This is a genomic window from Serratia sp. CY84636, assembly GCF_052166245.1.
Classification (GTDB): Bacteria; Pseudomonadota; Gammaproteobacteria; order Enterobacterales; family Enterobacteriaceae; genus Serratia; species Serratia nevei.
Genome location: NZ_JBJNOX010000006.1, coordinates 12,394 through 39,244 on the forward strand (window position 1 = coordinate 12,394; position 26,851 = coordinate 39,244).

A 26,851-nucleotide genomic window follows, 5' to 3' on the forward strand; every position below is an offset into this window, starting at 1 on the left:
CCTTTTTCCGTATGATGGAATTCATTTTCGTTTTTTGTCGATGAATTGCAAGTCGCCGCCAGCTCATCGGAGGTGTTGGCGCACAACCTGAAAAACTCTCAATTGTCGCCCGGCCCTTTGTCCCTACAAGCTGTGCTAGGATGACTCGTTGGTTTTTGCGGCAGTTGAGCGATGGGCTGGATGGCAATGGAAGGGGTTACAGTGACGAATCGAGTAGAACAACTGCGCCGCCAGTTAGCGCAGCGTATTTTGGTGTTGGACGGCGGCATGGGTACCATGATCCAGAGCTACCGTCTGGACGAGCGCGATTTCCGCGGTGAGCGTTTCGCCGACTGGCGCAGCGATCTGAAAGGCAATAACGATCTGCTGGTGCTGACCAAGCCGGAAGTGATCACCGCCATTCATTACGCCTATCTCGAGGCGGGCGCCGATATCCTTGAGACCAATACTTTCAACTCCACCTCCATCGCCATGGCCGACTACCACATGGAGTCGCTGTCCGCCGAGATTAACTATCAGGCCGCCTGTCTGGCGCGCGCCTGCGCCGATGAGTGGACGGCGCGCACGCCGGAAAAACCGCGCTACGTCGCCGGGGTGCTGGGGCCGACCAACCGCACTGCGTCCATCTCGCCGAACGTCAACGATCCGGCGTTCCGCAACATCTCGTTCGATGAGCTGGTGGCGGCTTACCGCGAATCGACCCGCGCGCTGGTGGAGGGCGGCGTCGATCTGATCATGATCGAAACCATCTTCGACACCCTGAATGCCAAGGCCGCCGCTTTTGCAGTGGAAACCGAATTCGAAGCGCTGGGGGTGGAACTGCCGATCATGATTTCCGGCACCATCACCGACGCCTCCGGCCGCACCTTGTCCGGCCAGACGACCGAAGCGTTTTACAATTCGCTGCGCCACGTTAAGCCGCTGACCTTCGGCCTGAACTGCGCCCTGGGCCCGGACGAACTGCGTCAGTACGTCGCCGAGCTGGCGCGCATTTCGGAGACCTACGTCACCGCGCACCCGAACGCCGGTTTGCCGAACGCCTTCGGCGAGTACGATCTGGATGCGGCCGAGATGGCGCGCCAGGTCGGGGAGTGGGCGCAGGCCGGCTTCCTCAATATCATCGGCGGCTGCTGCGGCACCACGCCGGAACATATCGCCGCGATGGCCAACGCGGTCGAGGGCGTGCCGCCGCGCCGGCTGCCGGAGATCCCGGTCGCCTGCCGCCTGGCGGGCCTGGAGCCGCTGACCATCGACGCCAACACCCTGTTCGTCAACGTCGGCGAGCGCACCAACGTCACCGGTTCGGCGCGATTCAAGCGGCTGATCAAAGAAGAGAAATACAACGAGGCGCTCGACGTGGCGCGTCAGCAGGTCGAGAGCGGCGCGCAGATCATCGACATCAACATGGATGAGGGGATGCTCGACGCCGAAGCGGCGATGGTGCGCTTCCTTAACCTGATCGCCGGCGAGCCGGACATCGCCCGGGTGCCGATCATGATCGACTCCTCCAAGTGGTCCGTTATCGAGAAAGGCCTGAAGTGCATTCAGGGCAAGGGCATCGTCAACTCGATCTCGATGAAGGAGGGCGAAGAGGCCTTTATCCATCACGCCAAACTGGTGCGCCGCTACGGTGCCGCGGTGGTAGTGATGGCGTTCGACGAAGTGGGGCAGGCGGACACCCGCGAGCGCAAGTTCGAGATCTGCCGCCGCGCCTATAAAATTTTGACCGAGCGCGTCGGCTTCCCGCCGGAAGACATCATTTTCGACCCGAACATTTTCGCCGTCGCTACCGGCATTGAAGAGCACAACAACTACGCCGTCGACTTTATCGAAGCCTGCGCCGATATCAAAACCCACCTGCCGCACGCGATGATCTCCGGTGGCGTGTCTAACGTGTCGTTCTCGTTCCGTGGCAACGATCCGGTGCGTGAAGCGATCCACGCGGTGTTCCTGTATCACGCCATTCGCAACGGCATGGACATGGGCATCGTCAACGCCGGGCAGCTGGCGATTTATGACGATCTGCCTACCGAGCTGCGCGAGGCGGTAGAGGACGTGATCCTCAACCGTCGCGAAGACGGCACCGAACGCCTGCTGGAGCTGGCGGAAAAGTACCGCGGCAGCAAAGACGGCGAAGCGGCGGTACAGCAGGCGGAGTGGCGCGGCTGGCCGGTGGAGAAACGGCTCGAGTATTCGCTGGTGAAGGGCATCACCGAGTTTATCGAGCTGGACACCGAAGAAGCGCGGCAGCAGGCCGAACGCCCGATCGAAGTGATCGAAGGGCCACTGATGGCGGGGATGAACGTGGTTGGCGATCTGTTCGGCGAGGGCAAGATGTTCCTGCCGCAGGTGGTGAAATCCGCCCGCGTGATGAAGCAGGCGGTGGCCTATCTGGAACCGTACATTGAGGCCAGCAAGCAGCAGGGCACCTCTGCGGGGAAAATCCTGTTGGCGACGGTGAAGGGCGACGTGCATGACATCGGCAAGAACATCGTCGGCGTGGTGCTGCAGTGCAACAACTATGAAATCGTCGATCTGGGCGTGATGGTGCCGACGGAGAAAATCCTGCGCACCGCGCGCGAGGAGAACGTGGACATCATCGGCCTGTCGGGGCTGATCACGCCGTCGCTCGACGAGATGGTCAACGTGGCGAAAGAGATGGAGCGCCAGGGCTTTAGGTTGCCGCTGCTGATCGGCGGCGCCACCACCTCCAAGGCGCACACCGCGGTGAAAATCGAGCAGAACTACAGCGGCCCGACCACCTACGTGCAGAATGCTTCGCGCACCGTGGGCGTGGTGTCGGCGCTGCTGTCCGCCACCCAGCGCGACGAGTTTGTGGCGCGCACCCGCAAAGAGTATGAAACGGTGCGCATTCAGCACGCGCGTAAAAAGCCGCGCACGCCGCCGGTCGATTTGCAGAAGGCGCGCGTCAACGCCATGGCGCTGGACTGGGCCGATTATCAGCCGCCGGCGCCGCGGCAGCTCGGCGTGTTCCCGGTGGCGGCCGGCATCGAGACGCTGCGCCACTACATCGACTGGACGCCGTTCTTCATGACCTGGTCGCTGGCGGGCAAATACCCGCGCATCCTGGAAGACGAGGTGGTGGGGGAAGAGGCCAAGCGCCTGTTCCACGACGCCAATCAGATGCTGGATCGGCTGGCCGCCGAGCGCAGCCTCAACCCGCGCGGCGTTTACGGCCTGTTCCCGGCCAACCGCGTCGGCGACGACGTGGAAGTATACCGCGACGAACGGCGTGACGAGGTGCTGGCGGTGAGCCGCCATCTGCGCCAGCAGACGGAAAAAACCGACTTCCCGAACTACTGCCTGGCGGACTTCGTGGCGCCGAAAAGCAGTGGCAAGGCCGACTACTTCGGTGCCTTCGCGGTGACCGGCGGGCTGGAGGAGGACGCGTTGGCGGCGGCCTACGACGCGCAGCACGACGATTACAACAAAATCATGGTCAAAGCGCTGGCGGATCGCTTGGCAGAGGCCTTCGCCGAATACCTGCATGAACAGGTGCGCAAGCTGCACTGGGGCTATGCCGCCGACGAGAGCCTGAGCAACGAAGAGCTGATCCGCGAAAACTATCAGGGCATCCGGCCGGCACCGGGTTACCCGGCCTGCCCGGAGCACACCGAAAAAGCGACCATCTGGCAGCTGCTGGACGTCAACCGCCACACCGGCATGGAGCTGACGGAGTCCTTCGCCATGTGGCCGGGGGCGGCGGTGTCCGGGTGGTACTTCAGCCATCCTGAAAGCAAGTACTTCGCGGTGGCGCAGATCCAGCGCGATCAGGTGGAAGACTACGCGGTGCGTAAAGGGATGAGCGTGAGCGAGGTCGAGCGCTGGCTGGCACCTAACCTCGGCTACGACGCCGACTGATTTCCTCTTTAAGGGCGCAGCGATGCGCCCTTGTCATTTACTGCGCTTCCACGTCGATGTGCAGCGCATCGTAACGCCAATACTCCAGGTCGCAATCGATCACCCGGTCGTGCTGATCGCGGTTCACCCGCGTAATGAACAGCGCCGGGCTGCCGTAGGTCACCTTCAGCATGGCGGCGGCCTGCTGCGGCAGCAGGGTGGGCAGCATGTCGAAACGCACCCGCCCGTAGTGGATGCCGTAGCGCGCGGCGTACAGCGCGGTCAGCGACTGGGTCAGGTCTTCCTCCAGAATGCCGGGGAAATAGGCCGGGTTGAGGTAGTGCTCGCAGTACAGCACCGCGCGCCCGTCGATATAGCGCAGCCGGCGAATGCGATAGGCCTCGGCGCCGGGGGGTAGCGCCAGGCGGCCGGCCAGCGGCGCGTCGAGCGTGACTAGCGCGCTGTCGATCGCCTCGGTATGGGCGGCGCGCCCCTGCTGCTGCGCCATGGCGTGAAAATGGCTGCGCTGCAGCGGGTTGTAGATAAGACGCGGGGGCGAGATGAACCAGCCGCGCCGCACCTGGCGGTAGATGACGCCCTGCGCCTCCAGCTGACCGAGCGCCTCCTGCAAGGTAATGCGGGTCGTGGCGAACTGTTCGCTCAGGGCGCGTTCGGAGGGCAGCTTGCCGCCCACGGCAAACTCGCCTGCGGTGATGCGGGCGTTCAGCGTTTGGCAGATGGTCGCTACGGTCGTCGGTGCTTCACTCATACAGCGGGTGTCCCGTTTCAGTGCGTTTGGCCTCCCTTAAGGTAGACCAGCGTCGCGTTTTCGCCGTTGCAATGGGTGATAAAACTGTCGCTTTTTTAAGCTGACATATAATTATCACATTCGTCCGTTAGATTGGTTTGGTCCTTGCTGGACTAGTCCAGCCATCCCCACACTATCACCTGGAGCATCAGTTATGAAACGTTTGTGCGCTTCTGTGTTAACCAGTGCCATCGTGTTATCCAGCCAGATGAGCTGGGCCGCGGATACCGATCTGGCGGCGCTGGAGCAGGCCGCTAAAAAAGAAGGCGAAGTCAACAGCGTCGGCATGCCGGACAGCTGGGCCAACTGGAAAGGCACCTGGCAAGATCTGTTGAGCAAATATGGCCTGAAGCATGTCGATACCGACATGAGCTCCGCACAGGAGATCGCCAAATTCGATGCGGAAAAGAACAACGCCACGGCGGACATCGGTGACGTCGGCGCGGCCTTCGGCCCGGTGGCGGTGCAGAAGGGCGTAACGCAGCCGTACAAACCCTCCACCTGGGATCAGGTGCCGGACTGGGCGAAAGACAAAGACGGCCACTGGGCGCTGGCTTACACCGGCACCATCGCCTTCATCATCAATAAACAGCAGGTGAAAGATATCCCGCACAGCTGGGCCGATCTGCTGAAGGGCAGCTATCAGGTCACCATCGGCGACGTCGGCACTGCGTCGCAGGCGGCCAGCGGCGTGCTGGCGGCCACCTACGCCATGGGCGGTAACGAGAAAAACCTCAAGCCGGGCCTGGAATTCTTCGGCAAGCTGGCCAAGGCCGGCCGCCTGAGCCTGAGTAACCCGGTGATCGCATCGCTGGAGAAAGGGGAAGTGCAGGTCGGCGTGGTGTGGGACTTCAACGGCCTGAACTACCGCGACCAGATCGACAAAACCCGCTTTGAAGTGCTGATCCCGGCGGACGGCTCGATCACCTCCGGCTACACCACCATCATCAACAAATACGCCAAGCACCCGAACGCCGCCAAGCTGGCGCGCGAATACATCTTCTCCGACGCTGGCCAGATCAACCTGGCGCGCGGCTATGCCCGCCCGATCCGCGCCGAACATCTGACGCTGCCGGACGACGTCAAAGCCAAGCTGCTGCCGGCCGAGCAGTACAAGAACGCGCACCCGATCGCCGATCCGGCGGCCTGGGAACAGAGCGCCAAAGCGCTGCCGCGTCTGTGGCAGGAAAACGTCATTATGTTTATGCAGCAGTGAGTTAACGCACCATGAAAACGATCCTCGTGCTGCTGGACGGCCTCAACTACCGGGTGGCGCACGACGCCATGGGCTATCTGCAGGCCGAATGCGCGGCGGGACGCGGACGGTTGTACCTGCTGGAGAGCGAGCTGCCCTCGCTCTCCCGGCCGCTGTATGAATGCATCCTCACCGGCGTCACGCCGGTGGAGAGCGGCGTGGTGCACAACCACGTCTCGCGCCTTTCTCATCAACAAAGCGTGTTTCATTACGCGCGCGCCGCCGGGCTGACCACCGCCGCCGCCGCGTATCATTGGTTCAGCGAATTGTATAACCGCACGCCGTTCGACGCCGCGCGCGACCGCCATACCGACGCGCCTGAGCTGCCGATCCAGCACGGGCATTTCTATTACGACGACGGCTATCCCGACAGCCATCTGTTCGACGACGCCGAAAGCCTGCGCCAGCGTCATCAGCCGGACTTTCTGCTGGTCCACCCGATGAATATCGACGACGCCGGGCACCGCTTTGGCCTCTCTTCGCCGCAGTACCGCAACGCGGCGCGCCGCGCCGACGGTTCGCTGTCGCGTTACCTGCCCGAGTGGCTGGCCGCCGGTTATCAGGTGCTGGTTACCGCCGACCACGGCATGAACGACGATCGCAGCCACGGCGGCGTGTTGCCGGAAGAGCGCCAGGTGCCGCTGTTCGTGTTCGGCGCGGGCTTCAGCCTGGACGACGCCGATCCGCAGCAAACCGAGCTGTGCGGCACGATCTGCGATCTGTTGCAGGCGCCGCACGACAAGCCGCGCTGCCGGGCGCTGCTGGCGCAGGATGCGCGATGAACAGCAAAACCAAATGGATCGCCGCGCTGTGCCTGCTGCCGTTTATCGTGCTGTTCGGCGCGTTTCAGATCGCCCCGCTGGTGTGGATCGCCGTTCACAGCTTTTTCAGCGAGAGCAGCGGTTGGGGATGGGGCAACTATGTCGATATCCTCACGTCGCCGTTCTACCTGCAGGCCTTTCAGTTCTCGCTGGAGATCTCGCTGTGGTCGAGCGTCTACGGCTTGCTGATTGCATTAGTGGGCAGTTACTCGCTGCGCCAGCTCGGCCAGACCCGATTTCATGACTTTGTGATGTCGTTCACCAACATGACCAGCAATTTCGCCGGGGTGCCGCTGGCGTTCGCCTTCGTCATTCTGTTGGGGCTGAACGGCTGCCTGACGCTGTTGCTGCGCAAATACGGTCTGATGGAGAGTTTCAATCTCTATTCGAAGAGCGGTCTGATCGTGTTGTATACCTACTTCCAGATCCCGTTGGGGGTGCTGTTGCTGTATCCGGCGTTCGATGCGCTGCGCGCCGACTGGCGCGAGTCGGCGGCGCTGCTCGGCGCCGGCCCCTGGCGCTATTGGCGGCATATCGGCCTGCCGGTGCTGGCGCCGGCGCTGATGGGCACCTTCGTCATCCTGCTGGCCAACGCGCTGGGCGCCTACGCCACGGTGTACGCGCTGACCACCGGCAATTTCAACGTGATCCCGATCCGCATCTCGGCGCTGGTGGCGGGGGATATCTCCCTCGATCCGAACCTGGCCAGCGCGCTGGCGATGCTGTTGGTGGTGATGATGGCGTTTATCACGGTGATCCACCAATGGATGCTGCGCAGGAGCTATCTCAATGCGCGCTCATAACCGAATGGAGAATGCGAATGTCGCGTGCTGAACGCCTCTATCACCGCACGGTGACCGGCCTGCTGCTGCTGATCCTGTTGCTGCCGCTGGCGGCGACGCTGATTTACGCACTGGCAACCCAATGGGGCGCCACCATTTTACCGGACGGTTTTACCCTGAAGTGGCTGACGGCGCTGTGGAGCGACCCGCGCTTTTTGCAGGCGCTGTGGCATTCGCTGCTGATCTGCTTCGGCACGCTGCTGCTGTCGGTGGTGGTGATCCTGCCGGCGATGTTTGTGATTGCTTACTACTTCCCCAAGCTGGACGCGGTGATGAACGTGCTGATTCTGCTGCCGTTCGCCGTGCCGCCGGTGGTGTCGGCGGTGGGGCTGATGCAGCTGTTCGCTGCCGATCCGCTGCCGCTGCTCGGCACCCCCTGGATTTTGGTGGGCTGCTATTTCACCATCGCGCTGCCTTTTATCTACCGCGCCATCAGCAACAACATGCAGGCGATCAACCTGCGCGATCTGATGGACGCCGCGCATCTGCTCGGCGCCAGTACCTGGCAGGCGGCGCTGCTGGTGGTGCTGCCGAACCTGCGCAAGGGCGGAACGATCGCCGTGCTGCTGTCGTTCTCGTTCCTGATCGGCGAGTTCGTGTTCGCCAACCTGCTGGTGGGCAGCCAGTATGAAACGCTGCAGGTCTATCTGTTCAACATGCGCAACGGCAGCGGGCATTTCACCAGCGCGCTGGTTATTTCCTATTTCGCCGTGGTGCTGCTCGTCACCTGGCTGGCGAACCTGCTGAATAAAAACAAGGGTTAACCCGATGGCTTATCTCAACGTCACCCGCCTGAACAAACACTATGGCCAGACCCAGGTGTTTCAGGATATCGATTTCACCGCCGAAGAGGGGGAGTTCGTCACCCTGCTGGGACCGAGCGGCTGCGGCAAATCGACGCTGCTGCGCTGCCTGGCCGGCCTGACCCCGGTCGACAGCGGGCACATTTTGCTGCAGGGCCAGGATCTGGTGCCGCTGGCGCCGCAAAAGCGCGGCATCGGCATGGTGTTCCAAAGCTATGCGCTGTTCCCCAATATGACGGTGGAAGGCAACGTGGCCTTCGGTCTGAAAATGCAGAAGCTGGCGGCCGGGCAGATCGGCCAGCGGGTGCAGGAGGTGCTGGCGCTGGTGGAGCTGAGCGATCTGGCGAAGCGCTATCCGCATCAGCTGTCGGGCGGCCAGTGTCAGCGCGTGGCGCTGGCGCGATCGCTGGTCACCCGCCCGCGGCTGCTGCTGCTCGACGAACCGCTGTCGGCGCTGGACGCGCGTATCCGCAAACACCTGCGCGAGCAGATCCGGCGCATTCAACGCGAGCTGAACCTGACGGCGATCTTCGTTACCCACGATCAGGAAGAGGCGTTGACCCTGTCGGATCGCATCGTGCTGATGAACAAGGGGCAGATCGTGCAGAGCGGCGATGCGGAAACCCTGTATACCCAGCCGGCGAACGCCTTCGCCGCCGGGTTTATCGGCAACTATAACCTGCTGACCGCCGAACAGGCCGCCCAGCTGACCGGGCGCAGCTATGCCGGCAAGGTGGCGATCCGGCCCGAGTCTATCGGCCTGTTGCCGGCCGGGCAGGGGATCGGCGGGGTGATCCTGGGCCACAGTTTGCTCGGGAATGTGGTACGCTATCGGATTCAGGTTCGCGGTGTAGAATTGCTGGTTGACGTGCTCAACCGGTCGGTGGCCGACCTGCGGCCCGACGGCGCGGAAATTGGGCTACACTTGGAACCTGTTGTATTGCGGGAAGTTGCATGACTTCGCAGCGCGGCGCCGGGGCCTTTCCGCCGCCGCATTAACCCTTCTTTTCTGCGGTCTGCCGCCCGCCCGCTGTCCTGCCAGACCTACGCCCGGCAGGCGGGACCGCGCGCTGTATCCGTCATCTTTTGGCCTACCGGCTGTGGCTAAGGCGAACAGAACCGTTCCGTCCGTCCGCACCGCCTGACAGGCATCGGGTATCAGCCTCCTTTGGCCGGGCGTTAATGGAGCGTATCTTCCGTGCTGACCCTTCTTCACCTGCTTTCCTCCGTGGCGCTGTTGGTGTGGGGTACCCACATCGTGCGCACCGGGATCATGCGGGTTTACGGCGCCAATCTGCGGCGCGTGTTGAGCGACAGCGTTGAGAAAAAGCCGCTGGCGTTCGTTTCCGGCATTGGCGTGACCGCGCTGGTGCAAAGCAGCAACGCCACGGCGCTGCTGGTGACCTCTTTCGTCGCTCAGGGGCTGGTGGGGCTGGCGCCTGCGCTGGTGATCATGCTCGGCGCCGACGTCGGCACCGCGCTGATGGCGCGCGTGCTGACCTTCGATCTTTCCTGGCTGTCGCCGCTGCTGATCCTGGTCGGCGTCTTCCTGTTCCTCAGCCGCAAACAGATGCGGATCGGCCAGATCGGGCGCGTCCTGATCGGCCTTGGGCTGATCGTGTTGGCGCTGGAGCTGATCGTGGCCGCCGCCACGCCGATCACCCAGGCAGCCGGGGTCAAAGTGCTGTTCTCGTCGCTGACCGGCGACGTGATGCTGGACGCCCTGACCGGCGCGCTGTTCGCCATCGTCAGTTATTCCAGCCTGGCGGCGGTGCTGCTGACCGCCACCCTGACCGCGTCCGGCGTGATTTCGCTGAAGGTGGCGCTCTGCCTGGTGATCGGCGCCAACCTCGGCAGCGGCCTGCTGGCGATGATCAACGCCAGCGGCCAGAACGCCGCCGGGCGGCGCGTGGCGCTCGGCAGCCTGCTGTTCAAGCTGGTGGGGTGCGTGCTGGTGCTGCCGTTCGTCGCCTATCTGGCGGATGTGATGGCTCAGTTGCCTGGCGGCAGCGAAGAACTGGTGATCTATTTCCACGTGTTCTACAACCTGATCCGCTGCCTGGTGATGATCCCGCTGGCCGGGCCGATGGCCACGCTGTGCGAGCGGCTAATCGTCGACGTGGCGGCCGACGATCCGCGCATGCGGCCGCGCCATCTGGACGCCAGCGCGCTGGACACGCCGACGCTGGCGCTGGCCAACGCGGCGCGCGAAACGCTGCGGATGGGCGACGTGGTGGAACACATGATGATCCTGCAGCGCGAAGTGCTGCACGGCAAGCAAGGGGTGGATAAAGAGGTGCGGCGTCTGGATGACGACGTCGACGTGCTGTACACCGCCATCAAGCTGTATCTGGCGCAGATCCAGAAGGAGGATCTGGGCGAGGAAGATTCGCGCCGCTGGGCGGAGATCATCGAAATGGCGCTCAACCTGGAACAGGCGGGCGACATCATCGAACGCATGGCCGGCGACGTGGGCGCCAAGTCGCACGCCGCGCGCCGGGCCTTCTCGACGGAAGGGCTGGCGGAGCTGGATGGGCTGCACGAGCGGCTGATCGGCAACCTGCGTCTGGGGCTGTCGGTGTTCCTGTCCGGCGACGTTACCAGCGCCAAGCGCCTGCGCCGTTCCAAGCACCGCTTCCGCATTCTGGATCGCCGCTACGCGCACGCGCACGTCGATCGCCTGCACCAGCAAAACGTGCAGAGCATCGAGACCAGTTCGCTGCATTTGGGGTTGTTGGGGGACATGAAGCGCCTGAACTCGCTGTTTTGCGCCGTGGCTTACAACGTGTTGGATCAGGATGCGAAGGACGACGATCGCGACTGGGAAGACACCCCAAGCACGCTGTAAAAAAATGCCCCCGGTTTTCACCGGGGGCATTGCCTAGGAGAGGCGCGTTATTTGCCGCTGAACACGCCGGCTTTGGCGTCCGCCTGTTTCGTTGAGGCATGGCCGCTGGCGAACGGCACGTTGCCGTCAACGCCCTGTTTCGCCGCACCGGCGGCCAGGCCGCCTACCGTGGCCGCCACATCGACGCGGCCGCCGCCCTGATAACGTTGGCCGCTGACGTCCTGCTGGCTGACCTGGCTGCCGCCCAGTTCCACCTTGCCCTGCTGGCTGCGGATCTCGCCGCCGGTGAGTTGGGTTTGGCCGCCGACCTGCAGCGCCACGCCGTGCTTACCGGCAATCGCCGATTGCTCGCCGACCGCATTGTTGTTCACCACGTCGGCATTGACCTTGAGCTGCCCCTGGCGGCCCGCCGGCCCGGTGACGCTGTCTTTCACCGCGCCGCCGACGGTGCGTGCACCGCGATCCCACAGCGGGCCCTGCGGTTTCTCGCCGGCCGGCGTTTCCGGCAGCGTCACTTTACCGTCGGCTTTGCTGAAGCTGACCGCGCCGGTGGTGTCCTGCTGCGGATCGAGGCGACGCGCCACGCTGTTGTATTTGTCGGTGGTGGCGTCGGCCACTTTGTTCACCCCGGCGTCCAGTTTCTCTTTCACTTTCCCGGCGTAGCGCGGCGTGCCCACCTTCGACAGCTTGGAGGTGATGCTGCTGCCCGGATCGTTGCTGTGGCTCAGCCCGGCATCCACATCCACCTTCACGCCTTTCTCGACGTCTTTGCGGCTTTCAACGTGCAGATCGCCGCCTACCTTGCCCTGTACGCTGTCGGCATCGATGCGCGCCCCGGCGAGGCGGGTGTCCTTGCCGCTGTTGAGCGCCACATCGCCCGCGGTGATGCCGGTGTTGGCGTGGGTGGTTTTATCCTGCTGTTCCACGCCGACCTTCAGACCGGCGCCCAGCGTATGGGTGTCTTTGCCGGTGTTCGGATCGACCTTGCCGGCGGCGTCCTTGTTGAACGTTTGGCCGCCTTTGGCGTTGGCTTTAATGCCCAGGCTCCAGTTGTCCTTATGCTGCTCGTTCTTGGCGGACTCCAGCAGGATGCCGCCGTTTTTCGCCTCGAGCGCGGCGCTGCCGCCGCTGACCTTGGCGCCCTGCAGATGCAGCGCGTCATCGCCTTTGCCGCCGGCGGACAGGGTGACCTTGCCGTCTGAGGCGAGCGTAGCGCCCTGGCGTTCGGTCGCGGACTCATTCACCTTGGCGATGTCGAACGCGCCGCCGGCGGAGAGACTGCCACCGGTTTTTTCCTTGCTGTCGCTGCTGCCGGCGCCCAGATCGAGATTGCCGGACAGCTGGCTTTCCTTGCGCGTTTGGGTCGATTCCGCCGCCTGCAGCGCGACCTTGTTGCCCGCGCTCAGGGTGATGTCGCCCTGGCTTTTAACGTCGGTGCCTTTAAGCGTCAGATCGCGGCCCGCCTTCAGTTCAACGCCCTGTTGGCCGCTGACGTTGCCGACCTGTGCGGTACTGCCGCTGCTTTCGCCTTTGTTGGTACCGCCGCCGAAGCCGGCGCCGAAGTTTTTACTGTCGGCGGTGAAGCCGCCCTTCGCCGAGGCCTTGACGTTAAAGCCGCTGTGGTTCTCACTCTGTTTGTCGCTGGCCTGATCAAAGCGGATATCGCCGCCGGCGTCGACGGTGGTTTTACCGCTGCCGCCGTTCAGCGCGGTACCCTGATAGACCGCGTCTTTTTTCACGTTGACGTTGATGCCGTTGGCCGCGTCGATCGAGCCGGTCACCGCCTGGCTGGCGCTGCTGTTGCTGCGCTGGGTGCCGCCTTCGCCCTTGGCGTCCACGGTCAGATCGCTGCCGGTGGAGGTGTAGACGCGCACGCCGGCGCTGCCGCGGGTATCGCGGTTCTGCTCTTCCTGGCGGTTCGTTGCAGCTTCGCTGCGGTGGCTGTCCGCCGTCAGCGTGACCGCGCCTTTGCTTGCCTGATATTGCGTGCCCTGATCGCGCACTTCGCCTTTGGCGTTGATGTCGATGCTGCCGGCTTTCACCGAGCTGACCACCGCCTGCGAGCTGCTGCTGCGTTTTTCGCTGCTGCCGCCCTGTGCGCCGATATCCAGGCCGACGTTAGGCGCGCCGATGCCGCCGATGTCGTTGATGACGCCGGTGGCGTCCAGCTTGGCCGCCTTGCCGACCGCGCGCTCGACCGGGCGGGTCACGGCGCTGTAATCGACGTTGGCGCCGATGTTCACGCCGACGTCGGTTTTGGTGGTGGTGCTGCTGGCGGTGTCGGCGGCGGCCAAATGATCGACGCCGGCGGCGTTCTCTTGGTAGGTGCCGCCGACGCTGTGCTGCGCGCCTTGCTGGGTCAGCTTGTCGCGGGCGTTGACAGTCAGGTTGCCTTTGACGTCGCTGCCGGAGGTGACCGCCTTGCTGCTCTGCGCCTGCGTTTTGCTGTTCTCGTAGCCGGCTTCCACGCCGCTGCCGAGCTTGTCGATGCCGCCGGTATAGTAGAAACCGCCGCCGATCTTGGTCTGCTCGGTGTTCGAGGTGGTTTTATCGTCGGCCGCCAGGAACGAGACCTTGTTGCCGCTGACGCTGGCGTCGCCTTTGTCGGCGACCAGTTTGGAGCCGCTGAAGGTCACGTCCTTCTCCGCCTCGAGCTTCACGCTACCGCCGCTGAGGGTCGAGGCGCGGTTTTCGGTGCGGGTGGTTTTTTCGCTGTCGCGGGTGTGTTCGATGCGCAAACCGGCACGGTATTGCTTGTCGCCGGCTTCTTTGGCGTAGCCGTTGACGGTCAGCGCGGTCTTCTGCTCATCGATTTTTTGCTGCTGTTCGGCGGCCTTGACGTTGATGTTGCCGGTCTGTGACGTCACGCTCAGCTCACCGCCGCTGGTGACCTGGCTGCCGATGACGTCGGTATCCTTACGGCTGACCAGCTTCAGGTTGGTATCAGACTTCAGCTCGCTGGCGGTGCTGCTCTGGTAGCTGTTGTCGGCCTTGTGTGAACTGCTGGTGATGTTGAAGGCGGTGCCGGTGCGCGCGTCGATTTTGTCCACGGTGGTGCTCAGCGCGTTGTCGATGCGCAGGCCACCTTGCGTGGCGGTGACCAGGCCGCCTTCCTTGCCGCGCGCCTTGCTGCCGGTGATGGTGACGCCCTGCTGGCCGTTCAGGCGCAGGGTGCCGTCGCTGGTCAGTTCGGAGGCGTGGCTGACCTCGCGACGGTTGCTGTTGTTTTTGTTGTCGCCGCCGCCGATGCCGCCCCAGGAGGTTTTGTCATCGCGCACCGCTTTGGCGTTGGCGGTTTTCTGCACCCCGATCTGGATTTGGTTGCCGGCATTGACCGTCAAATCGCGGCCGGCGTGCAGCTTGGCGCCCTGGGTCGCGACGTTGTTGCCGGCCTCCAGCGTCAGCGCCCCCTGGCTGCGCAGTTCGCTGGCCTTCAGGCTTTCGCTTTCGTCGCTGCTGCTCCAGCTGCCGGTGCGCAGGCTGGAAGTGTGATTGCGCTGGTAGCCGCGTTCGGTGGACTTATCCTTCTCCACCAGTCCGGCGAGGTGCACGTTGCGCGCCGCCTTGACGCTCAGCGCCCGATCGGCGCTGACGTTGGCGCCCAACAGGTTCACGTCTTCCCGGGTACTGACGAGTTTGGCGCTGCCGCTGGCGGCGACGGTGCTGCCTGCCTGCTGCTGCTGCTCGCGCTCACGGGTGACGTCGTATTGCCAGGAGTAGAACCAGCGGTCGTCGGTGTGGCCCTGGGTCTGTTTCAGCTGCTGGCCGTCGAGCGTCAGCTTGCCGCCCTGCAGCGTGATGTCTTCGCCGCGAATATCGGTAGCGGTGAGGTGCGCGTGGTTATCCGCCACCAGGCTGATGTTCTTGCCTTTCAGCTCGGTGCGGGTCAGCTTCTGGCTGCTGCTGCGGTCGTTGACGTAAATGCCGCCGCGGTAGTTCTGGTAGTTGTCGCCGCCGTTGCGGTTGCTGCTGGCGTCGTCAACGCGGCTTTCGCTGCGAATATCGTAGGCCTTCACCTTGAGATCGTCGCGGGCGGCCAGCGTGCCCGCCAGCTTCACGCCGCTGCCCTGCGCGGTGTTGATGATGTTGATGCGTCCGGCCTGCATGCTGCCGAGGTAGTAGCTGTCCAGCGCGGTGGTCGGCTGTACGCTGGCCAGCACCTTGCCGTCGCGCGCCACGCGGTTATGGCCGCTGATGGCGTTGATCGCCGCCGGCGTTACGCTGCCGTTGCGGTGGGTGAAGTCTTGTACGATCACGTCACCGCGGCTGTCTATCTTCGGTGCGATCAGATCCAGCACGCCGCCGGCGTTCAGGGTACCGTTGAGGCTCAGGGTATTGCGGTTATCCAGGGTGCTGTAGCCCTGCAGCAGGCCGTTCTCCACCAGCGGGTTGCCGACCACCAGTGAGGAGCGGCTGGTGTTGATGAACCCGCAGCCCTGGCAGCTGATGCCGTTCGGGTTGGCCAGCACGTAGTCGGCCGCCATGCCGAAGATCTCTTGCTGGCCGTGCAGCAGAGAAGGGTTACGGCCGATCACTTCGTTGAGGATGACGCTGGCTTCGCGCCCGCTCAGATTGGGGTTGGCGCCCAGTTGGCCGGCCAGCTGCGACAGCCCTGCCTCGCGGGAGTTGTTCAGCACCGCGCCGGGCTGGTTGACGTTGAAGTCCTGATACTGGTTGTGCGACAGCCCGTTGCCGTTCGGCGCGACGATATCGACCACCTGCGCGCCGGTTGCGGCGGTGGAAACGCCGGGGCCGTTGGCGCCGTTGGCCGCCACGATCTCCGCGGCATAGGCGCCGGCGGAAGCGGCGAGAATAATCGCCAGCGCGGCGGCCAGTTTGCCCGCTGCTGAAAGCCTGAAGTTATTATTTTTCATCCATGTCTCTCCGTATATTGCCGTGGGGTCCTGCAAAACTGCTGATTAATTAAAAGGTGTAAGAAAAGCGCGCCAGTACCTGAACGGGATCTTCCGGCGTGGCGTGATTTGACAAGATCCAGCCGCGGCTGACCTCGAGATCGACCAGCGCCTGCCGATAGCGCAACGTGGCGCCGCTGCTCAGGCCGGCGCTGCTGCGCCACCCCGAGTTGTCCTGGCGCGGCAAAATGCGGCCGACGTCGGCGCCGAGGCGCGGCGTCAGCGTGGTGGCGCCCAGATTGAAGCTGCGCGACAGCGTGTTCTGCAGATACCAGCCGTTGTCGCCGGACTGGGTGCTGCGGCTAAAGCCGCGCACGGCGCTGCGATCGGTAAGGCTCAGCCATTCCACGCCGGGCAGCGGGTCGCGGCTGTACTGGCCATAGAACAGGTTGTTGAGCTGATAGGTCGCCTCGCCCAGGTGAAGGCGCTGGCTGAGGTTGGCGAACAGCTTGCCCTTGGTGAACTGGCTGTCGAGGTGCACCGAGCTCGGGTGGCGATCGGCCCCCAACCACGGCAGACCCTGTTCGACGCTGAGGTTGGCGCTGAACACCCCGTTGGGCAGAATCTGCAGGTGGCTGGCGCTCAGCTCGGCCAGGGTCAGCGTGGGGCTGCTGACTTCGAGGCGCACGCTTTCGAAGTAGTTGTCGATGCGCTTGTAGGTCAACTGGCCGCTCAGGCTGTCTATCTGATCGTGATCGCGGTAAAACACATAGTCGCTGCGCAGCCCGTACTGTTGGGTCTGGCCGTGCAGTTTGACCACGTTGTGCGGCAGTTGCTGGTGGTTCTCATAGGACGAGAAGCTGGCGAACCCGCTGAAGGTGAACGCGCCGTACGGCAGCGAATAGAGCAGGGTATAGGCGCGGTTATAGCGGTGAGCCGGGTTTTCCAGCGTGCTGCTGGCGTTCAGGCTGACGAAGTCCGACAGGCCGAACGGGCTGTCCAGCGTGGCGGTGGTGCGCGCCAGCCACTGGCCGGTGCTTTTTTGGCCGTAATTATCCGTGCCGGCGGTAATCAGCCAGGGCTTGGCATGTTGATTGCGCAAACGAATGACCGAACCGCCAACCTGGTGGCCGGGCAATATATCCAGCTTGGTGGTATTCGATTGCAAACGGTTGGCCTGATCCAATCCCTGGTCGAGCTCGGTTAATTTCAACGGCTTGCCTTCCAGCCCCGGAAATAATAAACGGCTGTTGACCCAGCGATCGCCGCCTTCTATTTTCTCGATAAATCCTTCGGTGACGCTTAACCCCAATTCTCCCTGTGAATTAGGGCGAACAATTTGCACGCGCGCGGTGATATAGCCTTTCTGCACATAAAGGCGCGTTAATTCGCGGGTCAGGCGATTGATATCATTGCTGCTGATGCAGTTTTCCGGCAGCGCGCTCAGGGCGGATAAATCGGTCGGCGAGAGCAGGGTGACGCCCTGCAGATAAACGCCGGCGATCGGCAGGCACTGCGCGGACTGCGGCAGGGCGGGCGCGGGCGGTTCCGGCTCCGCCAGCAAGCGTTGCTGCTTCAGCTGCTGGTAGCGGCGTTGCTCAATCAACTGGTTGACTTCACGCGTGCTGTCTTGCAACGCACGGCGCGACTCCCCCATCGACATATCCCGCATCATGTGGGCGTCCGGCAGGGTTTCGGCGGAAAGGGCCGTGCTGACCAACAGCGTCAAGGCGGTTATTTTTTTTATCATTGTAATCCATTATGAGAGGCCGCCGGGGCAGCCCGCCCAATCCATGAGGTTAACCACGGGCGGCCGACGGCCGGCCCGAAATAATGAGCGACATGCACATTGCGAGGTATCTTGATTTGCCGCGGCAAATAAGACGGTGGGTATAGATCTAAATAATAATTAGGCTGCTTCTTTTATGGTGGGCAACCCTGGCGACTTAATTAATTAAAAAAAGTAGAACGTCTCTTCCTCTTGCCAACATTATCGGCATGGTTAGGAAGAATCTGAATTTTTATTTTTCACGGATGATAGGGGATGAGAGGAATTATGACAATCCGACCAGTGGGAAATACGAAATTTCGCAGAGAATAATGGGGACGCAATTGTTTGCGTCCCTACAGGCGGTTTATTTTTTCTTGATAGGGCGGCCGGACCAATACCCCGCCAGCAGCGAACCGGAGAGGTTGTGCCAGACCGAGAACAGCGCGCCCGGCAGAGCGGCCAGCGGTGAGAAGTAGATTTTACCCAGCGTGGCTGCCAGCCCGGAGTTCTGCATGCCGACTTCGATCGCCAGCGTGCGGCAGGTGGATTCGTCGAAGCCGAACAGCTTGCCGCCCCAGTAGCCGCTGAGCAAACCGATGCCGTTGTGCAGGATCACCGCGACGATCACCACCAAACCGACCGAGGCGATATGGCTTTGGCTGCCCGCCACCACCGCGCTGATGATCGCAAGGATACACACCATCGACAGCGCCGGCAGCAGCGGCTCAATGCGTTTCACCGCCTTGGTCAGGGTGTGGTGGACGATTAGGCCCAGGCCGATCGGGATCACCACGATCTGCAGAATGCTCAGCAGCATGCCCATGATATCGACGCTGATCTTGGCGTCGACATACAGGCGGGTCAGCAGGGGCGTGGCGAACACTCCGACCAGCGTCGAGACCGCTGAGATGGTCACCGACAGCGCCACGTCACCCTTGGCCAGGTAGATCATTACGTTGGACGCGGTACCGCTGGCCACGCTGCCCACCAGCACCATGCCGGCGGACAGATCCGGCGGCATGCGGAACAGCATCGCCAGGATCCAGGCCGCCAGCGGCATGATCAGATAGTGCAGGAAGATGCCGGCCGCCACCGGTCCGGGGCGCGCCAGCACGCGTTTGAAGTCGTCCAGCCGCAGCGTGACGCCCATGGCGAACATGATCAGCATCAGCAGCGGGCTGACGTAGGGGCCGATGCCGGTAAAGGTAGTCGGCGTGTAATAGGCGGTGACGGACAGCAGTATCGCCCACAAGGGGAATAAGCGCGTGAAGAGTGCCAACATGCAGGTTTTCCTTAGCCAGAGTTAGAACGGTGGGTGTGGTTGTGTTTTTTGCGGGTTCAACATGCTGAACCCCTGCCGGTTTTAAACGGATTTTTTAGATGCAGGGGCGCAGCGTGCTGCGCCCGCAATCAGGATGACTTATTCGAACAGGTTGTGGTGCAGGGTACGCACTACCTGCTCGGCTTCTTCGCCCGGTACCAGGAAGCACAGGTTATAGCTGCTGGCACCGTAGCAGATCAGGCGGATATTGAACGGATCGAGCACGCCGAACACCTCTTTGCCCACGCCGCAGGCCCGCGACAGCTGGTTGCCGATGATCGCCACCAGCGCCAGGTTTTCTTCCACTTCCACCCGGCACAGCGACGACAGCTCGGTCAGCAGCGAGGTGGTCAGCAGGCTGCCGCCGACGGAGGTGGCACCGGTGGTGTCCATGGTCAGCGCAATGCTGACCTCCGAGGTGGTGATCAGATCGACGGAGATGTTGTGGCGCGCCAGAATATTGAACACCTCGGCCAGGAAACCGCGCGCGTGCAGCATGTTCAGGCTGTGCAGCGTCAGCAGCGTTTGCTTGCGGCGCAGCGCCAGCGCGCGGAACAGCGGCGGGTTTTCGGTGGTGTTGCATACCAGCGTGCCGCCGGCCGCCGGATCCTTGCTGGAGCCGACGAATACCGGAATGTCGCTGCGCACCGCCGGCAGCAGGGTGGCGGGGTGCAGGACTTTAGCGCCGAAGGTGGCCATTTCCGCCGCCTCTTCGAAACCGATTTTGTCGATGCGCTTGGCCGCCGGTACCACGCGCGGATCGGTGGTGTAAATGCCCGGCACGTCGGTCCAGATATCCACCCGGCCAACGCCGAGCGCCTCGCCGAGCAGCGCGGCGGTATAGTCGCTGCCGCCGCGGCCGAGCGTGGTGGTGCGGCCTTTCGGCTCGCTGCCGATAAAGCCCTGGGTGACCACCAGCGCTTCCTGCAGGCGCGGCTGCAACTGCGCTCGGGCCAGTTCGCTGAGCGCGGCGCTGTCCGGCACGGCGCGGCCGAAGTGATCGTCGGTGCGCATCACTTTGCGCACGTCGAACCATTCGGCCTGCACGTTGCGGGCGCGCAGGATTTCAACGAACAGCAGGGTGGACATCAGCTCCCCATGGCTGACCAGCTCGTCGGTCAACGCCGTCGAGGTGGCCAGCGACGCGGCCTCCGACAGCATGGCGATGTTTTCCAGCAGCCGGTCGATCTCTTCGCGGATCACCGCCGGCGCCGTGAGGCGATCGAGGATGGCGTACTGGATGCGGCGAATTTCATCAAGCTGGTAATTGCGCTTGTCGGCCTCGCAACCCTCGGCCAGGGCGACCAACAGGTTGGTGACGCCCGCCGAAGCGGACAACACCACCAGGCGGACCTGCGGGTTGGCCAGCACGACGTCGGCGCTGCGGTTCATGGCTTCAAAGTCGGCGACGCTGGTGCCGCCGAACTTGGCTACCACGGTGGAATTCTGGGGTGCTGCTTGGTTCATCTAGAAACCTCGTGTCAGGGATGCCCGTTTGGGGGCACTGTAATTCCATAGCCTTGGCACAAGGGGAGAGCGGTAAACAGGGGGCAGGCGTAGAGGTCAGGCTACGATACACCCAGAAGCGCCCCACCTTGTCGATCGCCCTGTGGGCGATCCCCTGGTGACAACCCAGGGGATTCAGCCCCTGTAGTCGATACGATAATGGCCGGCCATTATCGTACCTCGGCGTCGCTCCCCCTCGGGTGCCGTCAACGGAGAAACGGCTCCTCTGACACTCTACCTGGGCGACGCGCCTCTTCTGGCTTGCGCACCGGGTGCGCAAGTAGGCTGTTAGGAATAGCCGGTTATCGCCATTCTGTCAACGTACAGACGGTGAGGGATTTTCATCTTGTACCAGCGCGATAAGCGTACAGGGCATCGCGGGCGTGGAACCGGCGCCAATCGGTTGCAGAGAACCGTCTTCCTTTTGGCTGAATAGCGGGATAACGCCCTGATGTTTCTCCAAATACTCCAGCCAACCGAAATTTTCGTTCAATTTGGTCGCTTTGATGGTGGCCCCCTTGGCGAGCAGGCTGCTCAGGCGGCCGTAGGTGGCTTCCTGATTAAATAAAATTTCATGCCGGCGGAAACGCGAACTTTCCGCGCTGGCGCCGCGCCCTTTCAACGGCGCTCCCGAGCGGATGGCAAACACGTGATCCTCGCCGAAGAGATGGCCGAAGTGGTAGACCGCCAGCGCGTTCTGGTGGCGGTTGGGCGACAGCGCCAACACCTGAGCGATATTGCTCAGGTCGAGGTAGTTCTCGGCGTGTTCGGAGTAGGCATGGCCATAGTAGGCCGGAATGCCGTCCATGCGCGCCTGACGGTAGTATTCCCAGCTGCTGTCGGTGACGATCACCGGCACGTTTAGCTTGATCAGCGCCTGCGCCAGCATGCGCGCCACGCTGTTGGCGCCGACGATCAGCACGCCGCGCGGTTTCTGCTGCTGCACCCGCAGCCAGCGCGCCATCATGCCGCTGGTCAGGCTTTGCAGCACCACGGTGCCGATGATGATGGCGAACACCACGGTGACCAGCCGGTCGGCGCCCTGATAGCCGCTGCGCTGCAGCGTCAGCGCGAACAGCGAGCTGACCGCCGCGGCGACGATGCCGCGCGGGGCGATCCAGCACAGTAGCAGCCGATCGCGCCAGTGCAGGGAAGAGCGCCAGGTCGACACCGCGATGCACAGCGGCCGGGCGATGAACTGCACCGCCAGCAGCAGCAGGAGCAGCGGCCAGCCCATGTTCCACAGCGCCTGGATGTCGAGCCGCGCCGCCAGAATGATGAACAGCGCCGAGATCAGGATCGCCGACAGCTCCTCTTTGAACGCCAGAATATCGCTGGTATCGACGTCGCGCATGTTGGCCAGCCAGATGCCCATCACCGTGACGGTCAGCAGGCCGGATTCGTCGGCGATGGCGTTGGAAACGCCGAAGGCGGCCAGCATGATCGCCAGCACCGCCAGGTTCTGCAGGTAGCGCGGCAGCCAGACGCGGCGCAGCGCCAGGCCGAGCAGGTAGCCGAACAGCGCGCCGGCGATCAGGCCGACGGCGGCGGTCACGCCCAGCGTCCAAAACAGGTGGGTATAGGACTCCGCATTCTGTTTCAGCACGATGAATTCGAACACCAGCAGGGTGAAGATGGCGCCGACCGGATCGATGACGATCCCTTCCCAGCGCAGCACCTGGTTAATGTTGGCGTTCGGCCGCACCACGCGCATCAGCGGGGCGATCACCGTCGGCCCGGTCACCACCGTCACCGCGCCGATCAGCGCCGCCAGCTCCGGCGGGAAATCCAGCAGCCACCAGCTGGCGAGGCTGATGACCAGAAAGGTAACCAGCATGCCGACGGTGACCAGATTGCGTACCACGCCGCCGAGGCCGCGTATCTCCTCGAAACGCAGCGTCAACGCCCCCTCGAACAGGATGATCGCCACCGACAGCGACACCAGCGGAAACAGCAGATCGCCGAACAGCAGATCCGGCTGCACCAGATGCACCGTCGGGCCGAGCACGATGCCGAACAGCAACAGCGGCAAAATGGCCGGCAGGCGCAGCAGCCAGGCCAGCCACTGCGCCAGCAGCGACGCCAGGCCGATAAGCACCAACATGAGCGGGGCGGATAATTCCATAAGCGAGATCCCTTTCAAATGACGAAATAAGCAACGATGACACAGCCTGATGACAATTCGGCAACCCCGATAACAGGCCGTTAGCCCAAAGTATAGAGTGAAAGCTGAAACGAGGCGGCAATGCGTTGACAGTTAGCGCCTATCGCAAGAAAAGAGATCATAATCACAGTCGAACAGGCTACAATCGGACAAACGCGTCATTTTTATTCTCAAGCCTAAGAGTGTTGCTATGAAAAATATCAATCCTAGTCAAACCGCTGCTTGGCAAGCCCTGCAGCAACATTATGCACAGATGAAAGACGTACGGATCGCCGACCTGTTCGCCCAGGACAGCGATCGTTTCTCCCGGTTCTCCGCGACCTTCAACGACCAAATGTTGGTGGACTATTCCAAGAACCGTATCACGCAGGAAACCCTGGAGAAGCTGCAGGCGCTGGCGAAAGAAACCGATCTGCAAGGCGCCATCAAATCGATGTTCGCCGGTGAGAAAATCAACCGCACCGAAGATCGCGCGGTGCTGCACATTGCCCTGCGCAACCGCAGCAACAGCCCGATCCTGGTCGACGGCAAAGACGTGATGCCGGAAGTGAACGCGGTATTGGCCAAGATCAAACAGTTCTGCGCGCGCGTCATCGGCGGCGAGTGGAAAGGCTACACCGGCAAGCCGATCACCGACGTGGTGAACATCGGCATCGGCGGTTCGGATCTCGGCCCTTACATGGTGACCGAAGCGCTGCGCCCTTATAAAAATCACCTGAACATGCACTTCGTCTCCAACGTCGACGGCACCCATATCGCCGAAACGCTGCAGCCGCTGAACCCGGAAACCACGCTGTTCCTGGTGGCCTCCAAAACCTTCACCACGCAGGAAACCATGACCAACGCCCACAGCGCGCGCGACTGGTTCCTGAGCAGCGCCGCCGATCAACAGCACGTAGCCAAGCACTTCGCCGCGCTGTCCACCAACGGCAAAGCGGTGGCCGAATTCGGCATCGATACCGACAACATGTTCGAGTTCTGGGACTGGGTAGGGGGCCGTTACTCCCTGTGGTCGGCGATCGGTCTGTCGATCGCGCTGTCCATCGGTTATGACAACTTCGAGCAGCTGCTGAGCGGCGCGCACGCCATGGATAAGCACTTCGCCGAAACGCCGGCGGAGAAAAACCTGCCGGTGCTGCTGGCGCTGATCGGTATCTGGTACAACAACTTCTTCGGCGCCGAAACCGAAGCCATTCTGCCGTACGATCAGTACATGCACCGTTTTGCCGCTTACTTCCAGCAGGGCAACATGGAGTCCAACGGCAAGTACGTCGATCGCAACGGCAATCCGGTGGATTACCAGACCGGCCCTATCATCTGGGGTGAGCCGGGCACCAACGGCCAGCATGCGTTCTACCAGCTGATCCATCAGGGCACCAAGCTGGTGCCGTGCGACTTCATCGCGCCGGCCATCAGCCATAACCCGCTGGGCGATCACCACGCCAAACTGCTGTCCAACTTCTTCGCGCAGACCGAAGCGCTGGCGTTCGGCAAATCGCTGGAAGTGGTGGAGGCCGAGTTCGCGGCGCAGGGTAAAACCCCTGAGCAGGTCAAGCACGTGGCGCCGTTCAAAGTGTTTGAAGGCAACCGTCCGACCAACTCGATCCTGCTGCGCGAAATCACCCCGTTCAGCCTGGGCAGCCTGATCGCGCTGTACGAGCACAAAATCTTCACCCAGGGCGCGATCCTGAACATCTTCACCTTCGATCAGTGGGGCGTGGAGCTGGGCAAACAGCTGGCTAACCGCATCCTGCCTGAGCTGGCGGGCAGTGAGAAAATCAGCAGCCACGACAGCTCGACCAATGCGCTGATCAACCGCTTCAAGGAATGGCGCTAATCGCCTGAGCTGAAGCCAATAAAAAACCCGCCGCGGCGGGTTTTTTTACGTCTGCAAAAAATTACAGGTTGATCGGTACTTCGAAGCTGACGCCCGCACCCACGTCATCGGCGGTGCTGTGATCGTTATCGGTGTACCACAGGCTGGTATCGAACTTAACCTGAGACGGGAAGGTATAACCCCAGCCGACCTGAATGCCCTTCAACGTATCGGATTTCGGGAACGCCTGGTTGTTCGAGCGGCTATTTGGATTAACCTTCGCGTACACTAAACGGGTGCTCCAGCGCTGGCTGTCGTCCAGCACCAGCTCGACGCGGCCGGACAGCATTTGACCGTCGCCGCCCATGGCGTGGCCCAACGGGTAGCCTTGTTGATAGTAACCGCCTTTGTAGATGTAGTGGGAATACATCACATTATTGTCGTGGCCGTCGGAGCGTGTATCCGACCCTTCGATATACCAGTTGATGGTCGTTGGGCCCCACTCAGGATGCCCTTCAAGCCCCAGCAGGTAGGCGTTGTGCGATGGCAGCATACCGGCTTCATCTTCACCGGTAATCTGGCCATAAAGGCTGACGGGCATGCCGATCAGCGGCTGCAGTTTGAGTTTGAAATCAAAACCGCCCAGCTGGTTGCCCGGATCGTTTTTCGGATCGCCGGTGTTGTCGTTGCCGGTTACGCCATCCCAGAAGGAACGCCAAGAATGCGGACGGCCTTCACCACCCCACATCATGACGCGTGACGCCCCCAATTCCAGGAAGTCGGTCGGCATCATGGTGAAACGACCGCCAAACAATTTGGTATGCGGGACTGAACTGTACTGTGACAGCTGACCGGCGCTCAGCTGGTATTGCCAGCGGCCGATCCACGACAGCCACGGGGTTTCAAACGGCGATTGGTCGGCGCGCTGCAGCATAAAGCCTGCCACCGGGCGCGCGGCGTCGGAGCGGATCAGGCTGCCGTCGTAGCCAGGGCCCCACCACTGGGAAACTTCGCCGAAGGAGAGCCATTGGTTCCAGATTTTCACCGCGCCGTAGGAGCCGTTCATATTGAATTTGGAGCCATCGCTGACGCGCTGATCGCCTTCCACCGAACCCTGCAGACGCACGTCCCAGAACTCGCCGTTGGCGCCGGCGCCGATGGTCAGGCGATCGTCGGCGTACTCATTTTGGCCGAAGCCCTGCGGGGTACCGGGTTTATCCGTTGACGCGTAACCGCTGACGCGGATGTTGGCTTTCAAGGCATCGACACGGCGCTGCACGCGGTCGATGACGTTTTTCTCGGTATTGGTGACCGGCTTGGCCTGCGCGATAACGGAACTGATCTCTTCCTGGCTCAGCGGCCAGGTGGACAGGCTGACGTTGATAACGCCGCGGTCAGACAACCAGGCGAGATCGTTACGCAGATCGTTGTCAGGGGTTACCAGGCCGGCGGCGTGGCCGGACAATGCACAGGTAAACAGGCCCGCAGCGACCAGTCCGTTAAGTTTAGCGCGCATAAAGAATTCCCTTGTTAATTCGAGGTTATTGGTTTTATGTAAAGATCTCTGTGACCCATGATAGTTGACATTTCGATTTGCTACAAATCTATAAGCCAGAAACATCTTATTATAACTTTATGAATTAAATGGGGTTTAAAGTGCTTTCGCGCGGGGCATAATTTTTAAGACAATGCCTATATTGGCACGGTTGAATCATATTAGCGGTATTCAGAGAGAGGTTTTATGGCAAAAACGTCGCGTTCGATCATGATAGCGAAAGGGCTGCAGCGGGTACTGAACGTAGGTTTGCTGCTGCTGGCGGCAATTCTGGTGGTGTTTCTGGTCAAGGAGACCCTCCACTTGGCGAAGGTGTTATTTATCAACAACGAAGAGTCTTCTTCATACCTGTTGATTGAAGGCATCGTGATTTATTTCTTGTACTTTGAATTTATCGCCTTGATCGTCAAGTATTTTGAGTCGGGTTATCATTTCCCGCTGCGCTATTTTATTTATATCGGCATTACCGCGATTATTCGTTTGATTATCGTGGACCACAAGAATCCCATCGATACTCTGATCTACGCCGCGGCGATATTGGTGCTGGTGGTGACGCTCTATCTGGCCAACACCGATCGGCTGAAACGGGAATAGCGGAGATAAAAATGGCGGCCAATGGCCGCCAAA

General features: G+C 62.0%; 16 protein-coding genes and 1 riboswitch. Of the genes, 9 read left to right on the plus strand and 7 right to left on the minus strand.

Translation table 11 applies throughout. The features are described from left to right. Positions 1 to 186: 186 nt before the first annotated feature. Positions 187 to 3,882 (plus strand): methionine synthase, encoded by a 3,696-nt coding sequence (gene metH / locus ACJ8QI_RS17115; protein ID WP_442532856.1) that lies wholly within the window; start codon positions 187 to 189, stop codon positions 3,880 to 3,882. A gap of 37 nt (positions 3,883 to 3,919) precedes the next feature. Here metH and ACJ8QI_RS17120 read toward each other — a convergent pair whose 3' ends face one another. Continuing rightward, positions 3,920 to 4,630: a UTRA domain-containing protein gene (locus tag ACJ8QI_RS17120; RefSeq protein ID WP_060425131.1), complete on the minus strand. Its 711-nt coding sequence runs from the start codon at positions 4,628 to 4,630 to the stop codon at positions 3,920 to 3,922. 193 nt (positions 4,631 to 4,823) lie between these two features. On the opposite strand from ACJ8QI_RS17120, the gene ACJ8QI_RS17125 reads away from it, so the two are divergent. From ACJ8QI_RS17125 to ACJ8QI_RS17150, 6 genes are all read left to right on the plus strand, one after another. Then, complete coding sequence (locus tag ACJ8QI_RS17125) at positions 4,824 to 5,885, plus strand: ABC transporter substrate-binding protein (protein WP_100397035.1); 1,062 nt, start codon at positions 4,824 to 4,826, stop codon at positions 5,883 to 5,885. A gap of 11 nt (positions 5,886 to 5,896) precedes the next feature. Next, complete coding sequence (locus ACJ8QI_RS17130; protein WP_060660189.1) at positions 5,897 to 6,706, plus strand: alkaline phosphatase family protein; 810 nt, start codon at positions 5,897 to 5,899, stop codon at positions 6,704 to 6,706. Then, a complete protein-coding gene (locus tag ACJ8QI_RS17135; protein WP_016930298.1) occupies positions 6,703 to 7,548 on the plus strand; it encodes an ABC transporter permease in 846 nt (281 codons plus the stop codon). Before ACJ8QI_RS17130 ends, ACJ8QI_RS17135 begins: the two co-directional genes overlap by 4 nt. Before the next feature lie 17 nt (positions 7,549 to 7,565). Further along, complete coding sequence (locus ACJ8QI_RS17140) at positions 7,566 to 8,351, plus strand: ABC transporter permease (RefSeq protein WP_049201534.1); 786 nt, start codon at positions 7,566 to 7,568, stop codon at positions 8,349 to 8,351. 4 nt (positions 8,352 to 8,355) lie between these two features. Then, positions 8,356 to 9,348: an ABC transporter ATP-binding protein gene (locus ACJ8QI_RS17145; protein WP_442532857.1), complete on the plus strand. Its 993-nt coding sequence runs from the start codon at positions 8,356 to 8,358 to the stop codon at positions 9,346 to 9,348. Between the two features lie 240 nt (positions 9,349 to 9,588). Then, complete coding sequence (locus tag ACJ8QI_RS17150) at positions 9,589 to 11,238, plus strand: Na/Pi cotransporter family protein (RefSeq protein WP_049201530.1); 1,650 nt, start codon at positions 9,589 to 9,591, stop codon at positions 11,236 to 11,238. A gap of 47 nt (positions 11,239 to 11,285) precedes the next feature. Here the strand turns inward: ACJ8QI_RS17150 and ACJ8QI_RS17155 are convergent, their stop codons facing one another. The 5 genes from ACJ8QI_RS17155 to ACJ8QI_RS17175 all read right to left on the minus strand — a co-directional run bounded on the left by ACJ8QI_RS17155 (position 11,286) and on the right by ACJ8QI_RS17175 (position 22,814). Further along, on the minus strand, positions 11,286 to 16,112 hold the full coding sequence (locus tag ACJ8QI_RS17155) for a hemagglutinin repeat-containing protein (RefSeq protein WP_442532858.1): 4,827 nt from the start codon (positions 16,110 to 16,112) through the stop codon (positions 11,286 to 11,288). A gap of 49 nt (positions 16,113 to 16,161) precedes the next feature. Continuing rightward, positions 16,162 to 17,841 carry a ShlB/FhaC/HecB family hemolysin secretion/activation protein gene (locus ACJ8QI_RS17160; RefSeq protein ID WP_412008531.1) on the minus strand — a complete coding sequence of 560 codons (1,680 nt, stop codon included), beginning with the start codon at positions 17,839 to 17,841 and terminating at the stop codon, positions 16,162 to 16,164. 385 nt (positions 17,842 to 18,226) lie between these two features. Further along, positions 18,227 to 19,144, minus strand: coding sequence for a ketopantoate/pantoate/pantothenate transporter PanS (panS, locus tag ACJ8QI_RS17165; RefSeq protein ID WP_197834575.1), 918 nt, complete (start codon positions 19,142 to 19,144; stop codon positions 18,227 to 18,229). Positions 19,145 to 19,282: 138 nt separating this feature from the next. Further along, positions 19,283 to 20,650 (minus strand): lysine-sensitive aspartokinase 3, encoded by a 1,368-nt coding sequence (gene lysC, locus ACJ8QI_RS17170; protein ID WP_219228871.1) that lies wholly within the window; start codon positions 20,648 to 20,650, stop codon positions 19,283 to 19,285. 108 nt (positions 20,651 to 20,758) lie between these two features. Continuing rightward, a riboswitch (Lysine riboswitch) is annotated at positions 20,759 to 20,953 on the minus strand. 52 nt (positions 20,954 to 21,005) lie between these two features. Next, positions 21,006 to 22,814, minus strand: a complete 1,809-nt coding sequence (locus tag ACJ8QI_RS17175; RefSeq protein WP_089186514.1) for a cation:proton antiporter — start codon at positions 22,812 to 22,814, stop codon at positions 21,006 to 21,008. A 229-nt stretch (positions 22,815 to 23,043) separates the two neighbouring features. On the opposite strand from ACJ8QI_RS17175, the gene pgi reads away from it, so the two are divergent. Then, positions 23,044 to 24,690 carry a glucose-6-phosphate isomerase gene (gene pgi, locus ACJ8QI_RS17180; protein ID WP_033639258.1) on the plus strand — a complete coding sequence of 549 codons (1,647 nt, stop codon included), beginning with the start codon at positions 23,044 to 23,046 and terminating at the stop codon, positions 24,688 to 24,690. A gap of 61 nt (positions 24,691 to 24,751) precedes the next feature. Here pgi and ACJ8QI_RS17185 read toward each other — a convergent pair whose 3' ends face one another. Then, the gene (locus ACJ8QI_RS17185) at positions 24,752 to 26,185 is read right to left on the minus strand and encodes a capsule assembly Wzi family protein (RefSeq protein WP_102985349.1); all 1,434 of its coding nucleotides are present in this window, start codon (positions 26,183 to 26,185) and stop codon (positions 24,752 to 24,754) included. Positions 26,186 to 26,410: 225 nt separating this feature from the next. Between ACJ8QI_RS17185 and psiE the strand changes: the two genes are divergently transcribed. Beyond that, positions 26,411 to 26,818, plus strand: a complete 408-nt coding sequence (gene psiE, locus ACJ8QI_RS17190; RefSeq protein WP_004936694.1) for a phosphate-starvation-inducible protein PsiE — start codon at positions 26,411 to 26,413, stop codon at positions 26,816 to 26,818. Positions 26,819 to 26,851: the final 33 nt, after the last annotated feature.

What these genes read in the sequence shown, in the direction of transcription:
- pgi (WP_033639258.1), top strand. Translation starts at nt 23,044, where the DNA reads ATGAAAAATATCAATCCTAGTCAAACCGCTGCTTGGCAAGCCCTGCAG.
- metH (WP_442532856.1), top strand. Translation starts at nt 187, where the DNA reads ATGGAAGGGGTTACAGTGACGAATCGAGTAGAACAACTGCGCCGCCAG.
- ACJ8QI_RS17185 (WP_102985349.1), bottom strand. Translation starts at nt 26,185, where the DNA reads ATGCGCGCTAAACTTAACGGACTGGTCGCTGCGGGCCTGTTTACCTGT.
- ACJ8QI_RS17125 (WP_100397035.1), top strand. Translation starts at nt 4,824, where the DNA reads ATGAAACGTTTGTGCGCTTCTGTGTTAACCAGTGCCATCGTGTTATCC.
- ACJ8QI_RS17175 (WP_089186514.1), bottom strand. Translation starts at nt 22,814, where the DNA reads ATGGAATTATCCGCCCCGCTCATGTTGGTGCTTATCGGCCTGGCGTCG.
- ACJ8QI_RS17130 (WP_060660189.1), top strand. Translation starts at nt 5,897, where the DNA reads ATGAAAACGATCCTCGTGCTGCTGGACGGCCTCAACTACCGGGTGGCG.
- ACJ8QI_RS17155 (WP_442532858.1), bottom strand. Translation starts at nt 16,112, where the DNA reads ATGAAAAATAATAACTTCAGGCTTTCAGCAGCGGGCAAACTGGCCGCC.
- panS (WP_197834575.1), bottom strand. Translation starts at nt 19,144, where the DNA reads ATGTTGGCACTCTTCACGCGCTTATTCCCCTTGTGGGCGATACTGCTG.
- ACJ8QI_RS17160 (WP_412008531.1), bottom strand. Translation starts at nt 17,841, where the DNA reads ATGATAAAAAAAATAACCGCCTTGACGCTGTTGGTCAGCACGGCCCTT.
- ACJ8QI_RS17135 (WP_016930298.1), top strand. Translation starts at nt 6,703, where the DNA reads ATGAACAGCAAAACCAAATGGATCGCCGCGCTGTGCCTGCTGCCGTTT.
- lysC (WP_219228871.1), bottom strand. Translation starts at nt 20,650, where the DNA reads ATGAACCAAGCAGCACCCCAGAATTCCACCGTGGTAGCCAAGTTCGGC.
- ACJ8QI_RS17140 (WP_049201534.1), top strand. Translation starts at nt 7,566, where the DNA reads ATGTCGCGTGCTGAACGCCTCTATCACCGCACGGTGACCGGCCTGCTG.
- ACJ8QI_RS17120 (WP_060425131.1), bottom strand. Translation starts at nt 4,630, where the DNA reads ATGAGTGAAGCACCGACGACCGTAGCGACCATCTGCCAAACGCTGAAC.
- psiE (WP_004936694.1), top strand. Translation starts at nt 26,411, where the DNA reads ATGGCAAAAACGTCGCGTTCGATCATGATAGCGAAAGGGCTGCAGCGG.
- ACJ8QI_RS17145 (WP_442532857.1), top strand. Translation starts at nt 8,356, where the DNA reads ATGGCTTATCTCAACGTCACCCGCCTGAACAAACACTATGGCCAGACC.